The 14,303-nt window shown below is 31.2% G+C and carries 10 protein-coding genes and 2 tRNA genes; 7 read left to right on the forward strand and 5 right to left on the reverse strand.

Going from position 1 to position 14,303, the window contains the following annotated elements:
- Positions 1-476: 476 nt before the first annotated feature.
- The 3 genes from ftsZ (at position 477) to V9L05_RS14265 (ending at position 3,921) form a co-directional block, all read left to right on the forward strand.
- Positions 477-2,132 (forward strand): cell division protein FtsZ, encoded by a 1,656-nt coding sequence (gene ftsZ, locus V9L05_RS14255; RefSeq protein ID WP_338812550.1) that lies wholly within the window; start codon positions 477-479, stop codon positions 2,130-2,132.
- Positions 2,133-2,217: 85 nt separating this feature from the next.
- Positions 2,218-3,018, forward strand: a complete 801-nt coding sequence (locus V9L05_RS14260) for a hypothetical protein (protein ID WP_338812551.1) — start codon at positions 2,218-2,220, stop codon at positions 3,016-3,018.
- A 192-nt stretch (positions 3,019-3,210) separates the two neighbouring features.
- On the forward strand, positions 3,211-3,921 hold the full coding sequence (locus V9L05_RS14265; protein WP_338792560.1) for a response regulator transcription factor: 711 nt from the start codon (positions 3,211-3,213) through the stop codon (positions 3,919-3,921).
- 73 nt (positions 3,922-3,994) lie between these two features.
- Here V9L05_RS14265 and V9L05_RS14270 read toward each other — a convergent pair whose 3' ends face one another.
- From V9L05_RS14270 to V9L05_RS14290, 5 genes are all read right to left on the reverse strand, one after another.
- Complete coding sequence (locus V9L05_RS14270; protein WP_338812552.1) at positions 3,995-5,959, reverse strand: PAS domain-containing protein; 1,965 nt, start codon at positions 5,957-5,959, stop codon at positions 3,995-3,997.
- A gap of 222 nt (positions 5,960-6,181) precedes the next feature.
- Positions 6,182-9,988, reverse strand: coding sequence for a SpoIIE family protein phosphatase (locus V9L05_RS14275; RefSeq protein ID WP_338812553.1), 3,807 nt, complete (start codon positions 9,986-9,988; stop codon positions 6,182-6,184).
- Between the two features lie 196 nt (positions 9,989-10,184).
- The gene (locus tag V9L05_RS14280) at positions 10,185-10,805 is read right to left on the reverse strand and encodes a sigma-70 family RNA polymerase sigma factor (protein ID WP_338812554.1); all 621 of its coding nucleotides are present in this window, start codon (positions 10,803-10,805) and stop codon (positions 10,185-10,187) included.
- 53 nt (positions 10,806-10,858) lie between these two features.
- Positions 10,859-11,854, reverse strand: coding sequence for a porphobilinogen synthase (gene hemB / locus V9L05_RS14285; protein WP_338812555.1), 996 nt, complete (start codon positions 11,852-11,854; stop codon positions 10,859-10,861).
- 53 nt (positions 11,855-11,907) lie between these two features.
- On the reverse strand, positions 11,908-12,345 hold the full coding sequence (locus V9L05_RS14290) for an STAS/SEC14 domain-containing protein (RefSeq protein ID WP_338812556.1): 438 nt from the start codon (positions 12,343-12,345) through the stop codon (positions 11,908-11,910).
- A gap of 279 nt (positions 12,346-12,624) precedes the next feature.
- Here V9L05_RS14290 and V9L05_RS14295 point away from each other — a divergent pair.
- From V9L05_RS14295 to V9L05_RS14310, 4 genes are all read left to right on the forward strand, one after another.
- Positions 12,625-12,696: transfer RNA gene (locus V9L05_RS14295), tRNA-Gln, on the forward strand.
- A 98-nt stretch (positions 12,697-12,794) separates the two neighbouring features.
- Positions 12,795-12,866 (forward strand) — tRNA-Gln (locus V9L05_RS14300).
- 110 nt (positions 12,867-12,976) lie between these two features.
- Positions 12,977-13,360, forward strand: a complete 384-nt coding sequence (locus V9L05_RS14305; RefSeq protein WP_338811880.1) for a transposase — start codon at positions 12,977-12,979, stop codon at positions 13,358-13,360.
- 32 nt (positions 13,361-13,392) lie between these two features.
- On the forward strand, positions 13,393-14,256 hold the full coding sequence (locus tag V9L05_RS14310) for an IS3 family transposase (RefSeq protein ID WP_338815411.1): 864 nt from the start codon (positions 13,393-13,395) through the stop codon (positions 14,254-14,256).
- Positions 14,257-14,303 lie beyond the last annotated feature (47 nt).

Below are 14,303 nucleotides of genomic sequence, written 5' to 3' on the forward strand. Positions count from 1 at the left end.
CAATTTTGTATATTTAACGACAGTTGTATTGTCTATATGAAGAGCAAAGAAACACCTTAAGAAACGTTATTCGTTTTATAGAAAGGGGATGAAAACATAGTATTCTAAAATTAAATACACAAAATCTTAGATTTTTTAATTATTTTTTGCATATTTGAAATAATTTAGCTTAACTTATCGTAGCTTAATCAAACAATTTTTGTTTCTTTGTACATGATTAACTCAAAAAAATAAAAATGAGTTAAACAAAGTAAATCCAAAAGAACAAAGAGCCATAAAAAAGAATCACAACAAACTAAAATAAACTTTTGGTAGTTGATACTAAATAAATTAAGATTACAAATAATCTATTCAAATTAATTTCTATACTGTATTGTATTATTAGAATGTAAATACACATTTTTTAGAGTTAAATTAATTTTGATAGAAATTAAAATATAAAACAAGACCAAAAACCTTGAAATAATCATTCAATGATGTCAGACGTTACAAATTATAATTTCGGAACAGAACCTTCAATCATCAAAGTAATTGGTGTTGGTGGTGGTGGTGGCAACGCTGTTGCACATATGTATTTGCATGGAATAAAAGGAGTAGATTTTTATATCTGTAATACAGATATACAAGCACTTGATTTGAGTCCTGTTCCAAACAAAGTACAGATAGGAAAAACACTTACACAAGGACTAGGCGCAGGAGCAAATCCTGAACGTGGTAGAAGTGCTGCTCTTGAAAGTAAAGAAGATATAAAAACAATATTAGGAGATAATACCAAAATGCTTTTTATTACTGCTGGAATGGGTGGTGGTACAGGTACAGGTGCAGCTCCAGTAATTGCCGAAATTGCTCAAAGTTTGGGTGTCTTGACTGTCGGAATTGTAACTGCTCCATTTAGCTTTGAAGGCAGACCTAAGCGAGTAAGAGCGCAAGAAGGTGTAAATGCACTTCGTGAACATTGTGATACTGTATTAGTAATCTTAAACGATCGTTTGAGAGATGTATATGGAAAGGCTTCTATGCGTGAAGCATTCCGTCAGGCTGATAATGTTCTCTTGAAAGGAGCAAAATCTATTGCTGAAATTATTACTGTTTCAGGTACAATCAACGTCGATTTTGAAGATGTTCGTACTGTTATGCAGGGTGCAGGTGCTGCTGTTATGGGTTCATCTACTGCTGAAGGGGAAAACAGAGCAAGACGTGCAGCTGAAGGAGCTATTTCTTCTCCTCTTCTTAATAATACCAATATTTTTGGGGCAAAATATATCTTGCTTTCTATTGTTATTGGAAATGAAGAAGAATTCCAAATGGATGAACTTGAAGAAGTTACTGATTACGTACAAGAACAAGCTGGCGACGATGCAGAGATTATCTTTGGTCAAGCAACTGATGAAACCCTTGGAGACAGTATCAGTGTCACTATTATTGCCACTGGTTTTGAGCATTCAGAAGATTTGCCACCAGAAAGACCTGAACGTAAAGTATATGACCTTACAAGTAACAAAAGAATTAAAAATAGAATCGAAGTAAAAGACTACGAGAAAAAAGATTTTTTTGAAGAAAGGGAAAAACAAGAAACAGTTCAACAAAACCGAGTAGAAACACCAATTCAAAAGCAGCCTGTTGAAGAAACTAAACCTGTTTATACAGAGCCTAAGAAGAATGATAAAATAATTTTTAGTTTGGAAGATGATTATTTTAATGAAGACGATTCAAAAAAAAAAATAACTAATCAAGCACCACAAAATACGCCTGCCGTAAGTGCTTATGGTTATATGAATCAGCATTCTCAAAACTCTAGTAGTCAGCAGAATACGAATCAGCAAAATACAAATTCATCTTCTGATTCAAATCAGAGTAATGGAAATTATGCTTCTCAAAATACAGTTACTCAAAATCAAGTAGCAGAGAAAAGAGTTGAACAACAACGTCCAGTTTCTGTTCCTACCAAAAGTCTTTCTGATTTGAGTGATGAAGAATTACAAGAACGTAGAGATGTTCCTGCTTATCTTCGTAGAAATATTAAACTCAAAGAAATGCCTCATTCATCAGAATCTTCTAGTTCTCGTTATAAAGTAGATGAAGATAATGAGCTTTTGGGAGGAAATCGTTTTTTACACGATAATGTGGATTAATTTTAAAAAATATAAAACGCCTTTTTTGAAAAAAAGAAGGCGTTTTTTTATGTAAAAAATCCTTATTTATCAATTATTTTACTTTATGAAAAATTTTATTTGCTTATGCTTTTGTATAATTCTCTTCTTAAACTTCTCGTCTTGTACTTGTATTAAAAATAATAAAAGTAAAAAAGATATAGATATTCTAGGAGTATGGTATCCAGAAAAACCCAATGGGAATACTAGAGTTCGCATAGATGAGAAATTATTTATTTCTGAAGGAATAGTAGATATTGAAAAATTTAAAGATAGAAATACAGTAAGATTCAGGATAAAAGACTCAATAAAAGTAATAGAAAAGGAGCTTGTCGAAAGTAAAGAGAATCAAAATACTATTTCTATAATTTTGGCTAGACAAAAAGAAGATAAAACTCAGTATAATTCTTTTATTTTTAGTGAAACGGAAATAAAAGGAATAATGACATTTTTTGCTGCTACAAATAATGGTTTTGAAACAGTTGAAGAAGCAAAAAAACAAATTGAAGAAGCAAAATTCAAAAATATAAATCAAGAACTTTTCTTTTCAGAAGAATATACAAAAACAGTTTTTCCTACTCTCAAATCAATGGAAAAGATTACAAAAGAAGATTATATTACAGTAGTTAAATATGTTCGTAGTTTTGAAGAAGAATTACAGGCTTTTGCAGCTACTCAAGAAGATGATTTTATTGAAGGAACTCCATACAGAATAGATAAAATAGCAAAAAAAATAGCACAAAAAAAACTCTATTTTTTAGGTTATAATCCTTTTGATTTACCTGAAGATGGTAATTATCTTAAAAAATTTGAAGGAGATAAGGAGATTGAAGAACTTAATAATATGAAATCAGAATTTAGATTTTAGAAAAATGATTTTAAAAATAAGTTTGAAAACTATCTTCTCTGCTCTTAAACGAGGACTATTTTTCTAACTTCACATTCATTATAGAACATTTTACTGAGTTCTAAGAATTTTTAACACTCAAAATGCAGCGATTTTAACATTTCTCTCGTTTAAATGTTAAATCAACATCATTAAAACCCTAAAATTACATTTATGCACAATATATTGTTAGCCGAAGACGACCATAATTTAGGTCAAATTTTAAGCGAGTATTTAGAAATCAAAGGATTTGGTGTTACACTTGCCAGAGATGGAAAAGAAGCATTAGACGCATTTTTTAAAGAAGATAACGTTTTTGACATCTGTATCTTAGACGTAATGATGCCAAATATAGATGGCTTTACGGCAGCTAAAGAAATTAGAAAAATAGATAAGCATACACCTATTGTATTCTTGACTGCAAAAGGAATGAAAGAAGACCGTATAGAAGGACTTCAAATTGGAGCAGATGATTATATGACAAAGCCATTTTCGATGGAAGAATTACTTCTTCGTGTACAGGCTATTTTGCGTCGTACTATTGTTGCAGATAGCTCTCCAGCACTTCGTAAATTCAATATTGGTGAACTTCTTTTTGATTATGATGCTCAACTTCTCAAAACAAACAATGGAGAAGAAACAAAACTCACTTCAAAAGAAACTGAGCTTTTACGTATGCTTTGTGAGAACAAAAACCAAACTTTGGAACGTTCAAAGGCCTTAAATGAAATTTGGGGCGACGATAATTATTTTAATGCTCGTAGTATGGATGTTTATGTAACAAAATTACGCAAATATCTTCGTGCAGATGCTCATCTCAAAATTTTGAATGTTCACGGAACAGGATTTAAATTAGTAGAACTTGATGAGAGTTCTATTTCATAATTTATTCTTATCAGAGAAAACAATATAAAATCAAAAAAAGACTCTTCATTTATTTGAAAAGTCTTTTTTTAGTTTATAACTGAAATCCCATTACCAAAATATCATCTATTTGGTTATATCCACTTCGCCATTTTTCTAATGTATCAGCTAAAATTTGTTTTTGTTCTCTCATAGACAAATGTGCATTCTGACTAAGGAGTTCTCTTAAATTTTTTCGCATAAATTTACTTCCCTTCTCTCCTCCAAATTGGTCTTGGTATCCATCTGAGAAAAGGTAAATTTTTGTTCCTCTTATCCAATCGAATTCGTGAGTAGTAAATTCTTCAGAGAAAAGTTGTTTTCCACCAATACTCATTCTATCTCCTTTTACCCAATATTCGTTTCCATTTTGTACTATAAAAACAGGGTTTTTTGCACCAGCAACATAAATTTTTTGTTTCTCTTTATTTAATGTTACGATAGCCATATCCATTCCATCTCTATTATGAGTTATGGTTTGTTGAAGAATATCGGCAATTTGTTCCTGCATTTCTTTAAGAATATGAGCAGGGTTTGTAATATTTTTTGTCTTAACAGTTTCATCTAATAAAGTACTACCAATCATAGACATAAATGCCCCTGGAACTCCATGTCCAGTACAATCTACTGCACTGATGACCCAACAGTTTTCTTTCTTATTATGATACCACCAATAAAAATCACCACTTACAACATCTTTTGGACGAAAAAAAATAAAGTAGTCTTTTAATGTATTAGGTAATAATTCTTCTTTTGGTAAAATAGAATCTTGAATACGCTTTGCATAATTAATACTTTTCTGAATATATCTATTCTTTGTCTCTAGCTTTTCATTTTGTTGAATAGTTTCTTCGTAAGCTTCCTTCAACAACTCTGACTTTTGATTGAGTTCTTGTGTACGTTCTTCTACTAGCTTCTCTAAACCTTGTGTGTATCGAACAATTTGTTTTTCTAGTTCTTTACGCTCTGTAATTTCAAAACGTATGGCTTGGTAACGATATGGTTTGTTTTTGTCATTCATGTAGGGAATAATTGTGGTATAAACCCAATATTTATTTCCTTCTTTATTTATGTTACACACTTCACCACGCCAAACTTTACCAGAAGAAATAGTTTTCCACATATTAAGAAAAAAATCATCTGAATGATGGTCAGATTTTAGAATACGATGATTTTGTCCTAATACTTCTTCTCTTGAGAACTTTGAAATCTCACAAAATTTATCATTAGCATAAATGATATTCCCTTTTGCATCTGTTGCAGCTACAATAGCTGATTCATCAATGGCTAATTTTTGATACTCTAGTTCGATTTGTGTGTGTTTCATTTGGGTAACATCTCTCAAAACAACAGAAGTACATAGAAATTTTCCTTCTTCATCATATTGATTAATAGCTGACACAATCACAATCAATTTACTTCCATCTCCACATAAAAGATTGTATTCTGTTCGTGTAGAGGTTTCTTTAGTTCTTAGTGCATCTCGCTGAGAAATTTTGAGATTAATTTTCAAAAACTCTCTTACATGTTCGGTAACTAATTGTGCTGCTTCAAATTTAGATTTTCTATAAAATTGCTGATTTGCCCAAATTACTTCATCCTCATCATTCAAATAAAGTAACATCACAGGGAGTCGCTCATAAAAATCTGTAGAAATATAATCTTCTTTATAAACAGAAAGCCAAATACCTACCTGCAAATTTTCTAAAGGCATAGCCTGCATTTTAATAGAAAAAGGCAACTCGGTATGTAAAATTTGGTTGAAAGTAAGCGAAGAAATAATATGAGAATGAAAAGTCTTGAAAACTAACTCATTAATATAAGGTTCTAACTCAGAGGGGAAATAATCAACTAATTTTGTACCTCCTAACTCCTCAAATTTCTTAAAATCAGTTTTGGAAAATGAAGATATTCTTCCTTCATCAGAAAATATGTTTTGAATAACTGATTCTCTATTTATTTTTATAAATATATGCTCTTTTAAATCTAATAAATCAATTATTTTATTTGCTTTACTCATTATTATTCCATTGAGTTCTAATTTCCTTTTCTCTGAATAAATGCTCGTCGGTGTGGACACTGACAAGGGCTATAACCTGCCGTTGTTAGTGTCCCACCAACGACATAGTGCAGGAAAATATTTGTGTATCTATACTTAGACAAATTTACAATTTTGTGTATTACTAAGTACAGTAAATTAATTAGAAAAGCAAACAACGTAAGAAAAAAATAACTAATCAATCTAAAAACGTATCCCAATAATCAAAATATCATCTACTTGCTCTCTGTCTCCTTTCCATTCTGTAAGTTCTCGCTGTAATGCTCTTCGCTGCTGAGTCATAGAAAGATGTTGATGGTTTTGCAAAAATTCTCTCAAACGACGACGTAAATATTTTCTATCTTGCAGTCCTCCAAACTGGTCTTGGAAACCATCAGTAAGTAAGTAGACAGTATCGTGTTTCTGAATCTGAATCTGTTGTGATTTGAATTCAAAATTTCCATCCATTTTTCCACCTATGGATTGTCTGTCAGCTTCTATTTCAAACACTCTTTCTTTGTCTTCCGAATTGAACAAATACATTTGATTTCTTGCAGCAGCAATTTCCAATATATTTGTTTGTTTATCCCAAGTGCAGAGTGTCATATCCATGCCATCTTGTGTAAAGGTCTGTTCTTGTCTAAGTCCTTTCGAAATTCCTTCATGTAGAGCGTCTAATATTTTACCTGGGTTTGTGATATGCTTTGCTAAAATAATTTCATTTAATAGTTCGTAACCTATCATTGACATAAATGCACCTGGTACGCCATGACCCGTACAATCGATGGCACTAATTATAGATTTGCCATTTATTTTATTAAAATAGTAAAAATCACCACTCACAATATCACGAGGTGAAAACAAAACAAAAGTGTCTTCAAATTCTTCTTGAATTGCATCTAAAGGTGGAAGAATTGCATTTTGAATACGTTTTGCATAATTGATACTAGCAATAAGTTGTTTGTTTTTATCTTGAATAATATCTTTTTGCTCGTTGATTTGATGATATGAATTTGCATTTTCAATGGCAATTCCTGTATAGACAGCTAAGCTACGAAGTAGGTTTAAATGATAATCATTATACGCATTTTTTTCAAAGCTCTGTACTGTAATTACTCCAATTACCTTTTTCTTTATTTTGAGAGGAAGATAAATAAGAGAAGGAGCAACCCTTCCAACAGTTGTTTTGGGGCGATGCGACATATACAATTCATAATCTACTTCACTATCATTTATGAAAAGGTCTTGTTCATTTAGGAAACACCACACAGCAAAACGTCCTGTATCATCTAAATCTTCAAAATGAAAAGGTAATTTTTCTCCATTTTCTATTGCTACAGGAAACTCTAATGTTCCATCTTCTTCGTTATGAATACCGATAGCAAAAACAGAAGCGTCCATCAGTTTGCTGACATGCTGATAAACCATATCTGTAATTTCATCAATCGAACGGGTAGAAGTAATTTCTTGACCTAATTTACTTAATACACGAGTATTAAAATAGGCTTGACGCATATCTTCTGTTCGTTCTCTAACCGTATTTTCTAATAAATTCTTTTCAGATTTTAGTCGTTTTGTATAAATCTTTATTCCATACTGAACTAAAAATCCAATTACAAGGACAATAAAAAGATAAAACAAAGGATGTCTAAACCAAGGTGTTTTGATAGTAAACTTGAAAGTTACCTCTTCACTTTCTACACCATATAAGTTTTTTGCTTTAAGATGAAATATATAATCTCCTTCTGAAAGGTTAGTAAATTTGTCTTGTGTTTTGGTAGTCCAAGCAGACCAGTTTTTATCTAGAGGCTCTAATTTTGTTTGATAATACACTTCACTTCGCTGCTCAAAAAATGAGCTTCCAAAGCTAAAACGAAGGGAATTAAGTTCATAAGGTAAATTTATACTTTTCGTTTCTGATAAATTATTCTGCTCATTACTTTTTTGATTAAGTATAAAATCAGTTGCAAAAAGTAGCGAATCCTTTGAACCACTATGTTCTATCTGTGTAATAAAAGCAGAAAAAGGTTGTTTGTCTGCGATAGTATTAAGAGGGTCGTAAGAAATTAGACCTTCATTTGTACCAATCAAAACCAAATTTTCATCAATTGGACGGACAGCCTGAACAATTTGTTTTATTTTATAAAAAGGAGCATCATAACGTTGATAAGAAGAATCTGTTTTCTTTAGTTGAACCAGCAATGTTTGTGAACTACTAAATTTATTTTGTTCATTTTGTGTTACTATCCATAAATTATCATTTTTATCTTTTTCAAAAATAGTAATTGCCTTTTTTTCTATTAGCTTTTCAAAAACAGGATGAGCGGCAAATGTATTTTCATTAAAATCATAAATTCCCTCTAGTGTGCCAAATATAGCTTTTCCATCTAACTCAAAAACGTGATTTCCCTGATTTTTAGGAAGCCCATTAAGTTTTCCAAAAAATTCAGAATGTGTAACAGTTAAAAAATCTGCATCTAATTGAAGTCTGAAAACTCCTCTATTATAATCACTTACCCAAAAATCATTTTTATCATCTTGAATGATTTTGGTGGCTGCACCTGTAAATCCTTCAATTTTATTGACAAAAACCCAATGATTGTTTTGCCATCTTAAAAGTAAAAGACCTTCAACAGAAGCTGCAATTAAATGTGAAGTGTCATTTTTTACTAAAGCAAAATCTTGAATAAATGGATTACTTGCTGCCAAAAGTTCTTCTACACCTCTTTTTTCTATCCACGCAATACCTGGGTTTTGCGCCCCTAAAAGAATATTTTTATAGACATCTAATTTCCATGTTTCTCGCTCTGAATAAGGCAAAAGAGTAAATTCTTTTATTGTTTCTGCTTTATCAGTATTTGACTTAAAGATTCCTTGAACTGTTCCTATATAAAGACTTTGATTATAAGGAGGCGAAATACTCAAAATATTTCTGTTGATGTCTGTATTTTTATCAAAATAACGAAAAGAAGAAGCAACATCAATATAAGAAATACCATTACTGAGTGCAGCCCATACTTGTTTATTTGAATCTTCGTAAAGATAAGCCACTCTATCATCTTTCAGACCATTTTTGGAAGAGATTTTATAAAGAAATTGAAAGTTGGAATCAAAGACTAAAATTCCTGCTAAACGTGTTCCGATGGCATAATTTCCATCAGCTAGAGCAATTCCACAATATACTTGACTTTTTTTGAATAAAGAGTCTGATTTTGTTGGAAAGGGTGAAAATCCTATGTTCTCGGTGTAGGTATAAATTCCTTTTTGCTCAGTTACGATAAAATAGGTGTCTGTCTTTTTGAATAGAATAGAATAAATTTTTTCATCTGCAAAAATTTCGCTTCCTGCAATAAATTCTAATCCTTTTGAGGTAAGATGATGTAACCCTTTCCCCCATTCTCTGACAAATAATTTGCTGTCTTTATTCTCTTTTTCTTTAATCTGAAAAGCTAAATGAAAAGCTGAATTAGGAGCAATCGTTTTGAATTTTCCATTTTTATACCAAAATATTTTTTCAAAAGATTGAAATACAATTCCATCTGAGGTAGAAAAGGCTTTCCATATTGTAGAAAACTTTTTGTCTTGCTCATTCATTTTATCTAGCAAAGAGATATAAACTTTATTTCCTAATGAATCTGAATCTAAATAACCTATTTCTGATGTTGCTCCTATATAAACTTTCCCATCTTCTCCTTTTGTGAGAGCTGTTACACTTGCCAAATTAGGTAACTCTATTAGTCTCCACGTATTTCCATCGTATTCTAAAACTCCTTTTGTATTGGCAACATAGATTCTACCAATGTCATCTTGCACCACAGACCAGTTCTGAGGATGTGCATGATAATCATAAATAGTATAATGTTCGGCTGTTGGAATGGCTTGTGCTTCTACTTTAGAACAAAAACCTAAAGATATTACAACTAAAAGCGCACACATAAAAAGCGTAAAAGAATTACGAAGAGATGTGAAAAATTGAGCAGAAAGATAAGAAAAGTAATTTTTAGAATTCATTGTGCTAAAGATGCAACTAGAATGAAATAATTATTGAAATAACAATAAACAGAAAATTCCGAATTGTTTGGCAAGATAAGTTTTAAAACAATCAGATAACAAAAACTAAGCGAAAGAATCCATTTTTCTAAAAAAAAATGATTTTGATTCAAAACTTTTTGTTTCAGAATTGCGTATAAGCATTTTTATTTGAAAATTAGGTTTTAGATTCTGCTAAAGCCTTTACTTTTTTTAGCTGATTGACACATTTGTGTTTTTGGTTGCGAAGATTATGACGAGTAGTATAACCAAATTCTTTTTGAATTTCCTCTGTACTTTTTTCTTCTTCTATGATAGTGGAAAGTAAATTCTGACAATGCGAAGTCAAGCGAGAAAAATAATCTCCAAGTTTATCTATCATTGGCTTTTCGTTTTCTAATTCTATATCAAAGCTATTTGATAAAATAGCCTCTATTGCTTTTTGATTAAACTCACTTTCGTCTTCATCAGAATTAGCAAGAGAATAAACAGTCGTTTTTTTGTTTTTTCGTAAAACATTGAGCCATAAATTTTTACTAATTGCAATAATATATGTTTTTAGAGAAGCTGTAAGGTAAAAATCTTCCTTTTTGAGTTTCTCTAAAAATACAATCAATGTTTCTTGAAAAATATCTTGAGCATCTTCTGTTGTGCCTTTGTTTTTGCAAACATAATTTTCTACAAAGCCATAATAATACTGATAGAGTTTTGAAAAGGCTTTTTCATTTCCTTCACAAAACTCTGTCAATAATTGTTTTTGTTCGTCGTAATAAACAAGCTGTTTTTTAGTTCTTTTCATAATTTGTTTACCAACCATCAACGAGGTTTCATCGTCGTTGAGATTTTCATAAATCACTTTTTAGACAAAATTTGGGCAACTTCTTTCGCAAAATAAGACAAAATAACCTTTGCACCTGCTCTTTTTATACTTAACAAAACTTCAAGCATTACTTTTTCTCCATCTATCCAACCTTTTTCAGCTCCTGCTTTTATCATAGCATATTCGCCACTTACATTATAAGCTACAATCGGAACGTGTGAATTTTGATTTACTCTACTAATCACATCAAGATAAGAAAGTGCAGGCTTAACCATAATCATATCAGCACCCTCTTCAATGTCTAATTTAGCTTCTAAAAGAGCTTCACGGATATTAGCAGGATTCATTTGATATGTTTTTTTATCTCCAAAACGAGGTGCAGAATCTAAAGCATCTCTGAAAGGACCATAAAAAGCACTTGCATACTTAGCTGTATAAGCAATTATTCCCACATCTTGAAAACCCTCTTTATCTAAAGCATGTCTCAAATATCCTACTCGTCCATCCATCATATCTGAAGGAGCAACATAATCAGCACCTGCACGAGCTTGTGCAACAGCCATTTTACCCAATATCTCTAATGTTTCATCATTTATTATTTTTCCATCTTTATAAATTCCATCATGTCCATCACTACTATAAGGATCCATGGCTACATCTGTCATCACAAAAACATCTGGGAACTTTTCTTTTATGGTTGTTATAGTTTTTAAGTAAATATTTTCAGGGTTATGACTAGAAGTTGCCATAGAATCTTTATGTTCGTCTGTCAGACTTGGGAAAGGAGCAAAAGCACGAATTCCTAAATTATAACATTCTTCAATTTCTTCTAAGAGTGTGTCTAAAGAATAACGAAAAATATTAGGCATGGAAGCAATAGGTTCTTTTTTGTTTGTTCCCTCAATGACAAAAATAGGGAAGATAAAATCAGCAACAGAAAGAGAAGTTTCTTCTACCATAGCACGCAAAGCAGCAGATTGGCGATTACGACGAGGACGAGAACGCATAGATTGAAAATCGAAAGACATATTTTTTTGATTAAAAATGAATTATCAATAATAAAAAGCTAATTTAATTCATTCTAAACGTTATTTTCAACTTCTTGTTCTTTTTTAACTAGAGAAAGCCATGAAATTGCGTCCTCTTCATTTTCAAAAAACTTAAAGCCATTTCCCAAAACTTTTTTAACAGAATCTAATAAATAAGTTAATCCTGTTCGATGTGCAATATGTGTGGAAGGTAAAACAGCCAGTTTTTGTTCTATATCTTTTGCAGTTTGTTTAGATTTGGGCATCCATTTGAGAATAAGCCAAGCTCTTGACATCATTTTTACAAAGCCAATTTTTCGTTGGTCAATAAGAACATTTCCACAATTTACTTTTTGTGCTTCTTCCAAACTCAAATTCCAAATATATTTGTAATCTTCATCAGAAATATTGCCAATCAAAGTGAGTTTTATAAAATGATTTTCTGCGTTATATTCTAATTTTCCATATTCCTTTTCTAGTAGAGTATTCATATTTTAGTATTGATATATCAGTGAGGATATATTTTTTGTAAGCAAACTAATTTAATTGGGTAGGTGTTGATATGTAAGCAAATACTACTCTAAATTTCAAAAAGTGACAATAATTTTTTAGAAGATAAGGTTTTTCTTTATTTTTTTTGAAAAAAAATGATTTTGTATTTGGATATTAAAATAAAAATCGTACTTTTGTAACCGATTTGAAACGGAGATGAGTTAAAGTATTTAATTTATTTTGTTCTTCTTAGTTTTGATGAGTTATAGTTTTCAGCTTGCCCTGTAGTTTAATTGGCAGAACAGCGGTTTTTGGTGCCGTTAGTTGAGGTTCGAGTCCTTGCGGGGCAACTTTTATTTTTTACTATTTTTTTTTAAAAAATAGTTGTTTTAGAATTTAGTTTATGATACTTTTGTATCACAGTTAATTTGAGCTTTCGTTTCTAGCTTGCCCTGTAGTTTAATTGGCAGAACAGCGGTTTTTGGTGCCGTTAGTTGAGGTTCGAGTCCTTGCGGGGCAACTTTTATTTAGTTAACAACAAAAAAACCTTTATTTCATTTATTTGAAATGAAGGTTTTTTTTTGTAAAAAATGTCTCGTCCTAACATAGTGTTACACAACCAATTTTATTATGGAACGTACCTATGTAAAACGTACACAGAAAGACTATACCATGCAGTTCAAACTTCAAGTAGTTAAGGAAATAGAACAAGGTCTTTTTACAATAACTCAAGCACAACGGAATTATGGTATTCAATGTCGTCATACTGTTGTGAACTGGTTAAAAAAATACGGTAATTTTGATCATTCTTATAAAGTAATTCGTCCTATGAAAACAGCAGAACAACGTTTAATGGAACAAGAGCAGGAAATTCGTCTTCTTAAAAAACAAAATGCCACTCTACAAGAAGAATTATCTACCTTAGATAAGAAAGCCATTTTGTTTGACATGATGATTGACTTAGCCGAAAAAGAATATAAAATTTCTATACGAAAAAACTCCAACCCCAAGTAGTTAGTTCATTTAGTGAACAGCCTGCAACCAGTATTGAAAAGACCTGTAAATTGCTTGGGATATCTAGACGGGTATATTATTATTCTTTATTTCGGACAGATAAATACAAAGAATTAGCTCAAAAAGTAGTTGATTTAGTCAAAGAAGTTAGACATCGAATGCCACGAGTGGGTACTCGTAAACTTTACCACATTTTAAAAATTCCTTTAAAGGCTTTAAAAGTGGGACGAGATAAACTATTTCGTATTTTGGAAGCTAATCATCTTCTTATTTTACCTAAACGGAGGTATCATGTTACTACAGACTCCTTTCATCGTTTCAAAAAGCATAAAAATTTAATTGCAAACTTGAAGGTAGATGGAGCAGAACAAGTTTGGGTAAGTGATATTACCTATATTGGAACACGAGAAAATCCGATGTATTTGGCATTGGTTACTGATGCGTATTCAAAGAAAATAGTTGGTTTTGATGTTTCTAATAGCTTAGAGACTGTTGGTTGTTCAAATGCTTTAAAAATGGCATTGAAAAACAGAAATTATCCGTTACGAGAATTGATTCATCATTCAGATAGAGGTGTCCAATATTGTAGTGATGAATATCAGACGATTTTAACTAAAAATCGTATTCGTTGTAGTATGACAGAATGTTATGACCCTTACGAAAATGCAGTAGCAGAACGTGTCAATGGTATTCTCAAACAAGAGTTTTTACTAGAAACTCAACAATCGTATTTGACTTGGATGAAACAATTAGTACAACAAAGTGTACAAATATATAATCAAGAAAGACCTCATTTTTCTTTATATATGCAAACACCAGAGCAAACACATCAAAAGGAAAATATTGAAATAAGAACCTATAAAAAAGAAAAATCAGACAATCTTAAGACTGCCTGATATATATTTAATCTATCTAAAAAACTGTAACACTATTTCAGGACTAG

It is taken from the genome of Bernardetia sp. Wsw4-3y2 (genome assembly GCF_037126295.1).
In the GTDB taxonomy this organism is placed as follows: Bacteria; Bacteroidota; Bacteroidia; order Cytophagales; family Bernardetiaceae; genus Bernardetia.

Bases quoted from the DNA above. Each gene is read 5' to 3' on its own strand.
- V9L05_RS14290 (WP_338812556.1), bottom strand. From the start codon at position 12,345: ATGAATACTCTACTAGAAAAGGAATATGGAAAATTAGAATATAACGCA.
- V9L05_RS14280 (WP_338812554.1), bottom strand. From the start codon at position 10,805: ATGAAAAGAACTAAAAAACAGCTTGTTTATTACGACGAACAAAAACAA.
- V9L05_RS14265 (WP_338792560.1), top strand. From the start codon at position 3,211: ATGCACAATATATTGTTAGCCGAAGACGACCATAATTTAGGTCAAATT.
- V9L05_RS14270 (WP_338812552.1), bottom strand. From the start codon at position 5,959: ATGAGTAAAGCAAATAAAATAATTGATTTATTAGATTTAAAAGAGCAT.
- V9L05_RS14260 (WP_338812551.1), top strand. From the start codon at position 2,218: ATGAAAAATTTTATTTGCTTATGCTTTTGTATAATTCTCTTCTTAAAC.
- V9L05_RS14275 (WP_338812553.1), bottom strand. From the start codon at position 9,988: ATGAATTCTAAAAATTACTTTTCTTATCTTTCTGCTCAATTTTTCACA.
- hemB (WP_338812555.1), bottom strand. From the start codon at position 11,854: ATGTCTTTCGATTTTCAATCTATGCGTTCTCGTCCTCGTCGTAATCGC.
- ftsZ (WP_338812550.1), top strand. From the start codon at position 477: ATGTCAGACGTTACAAATTATAATTTCGGAACAGAACCTTCAATCATC.
- V9L05_RS14305 (WP_338811880.1), top strand. From the start codon at position 12,977: ATGGAACGTACCTATGTAAAACGTACACAGAAAGACTATACCATGCAG.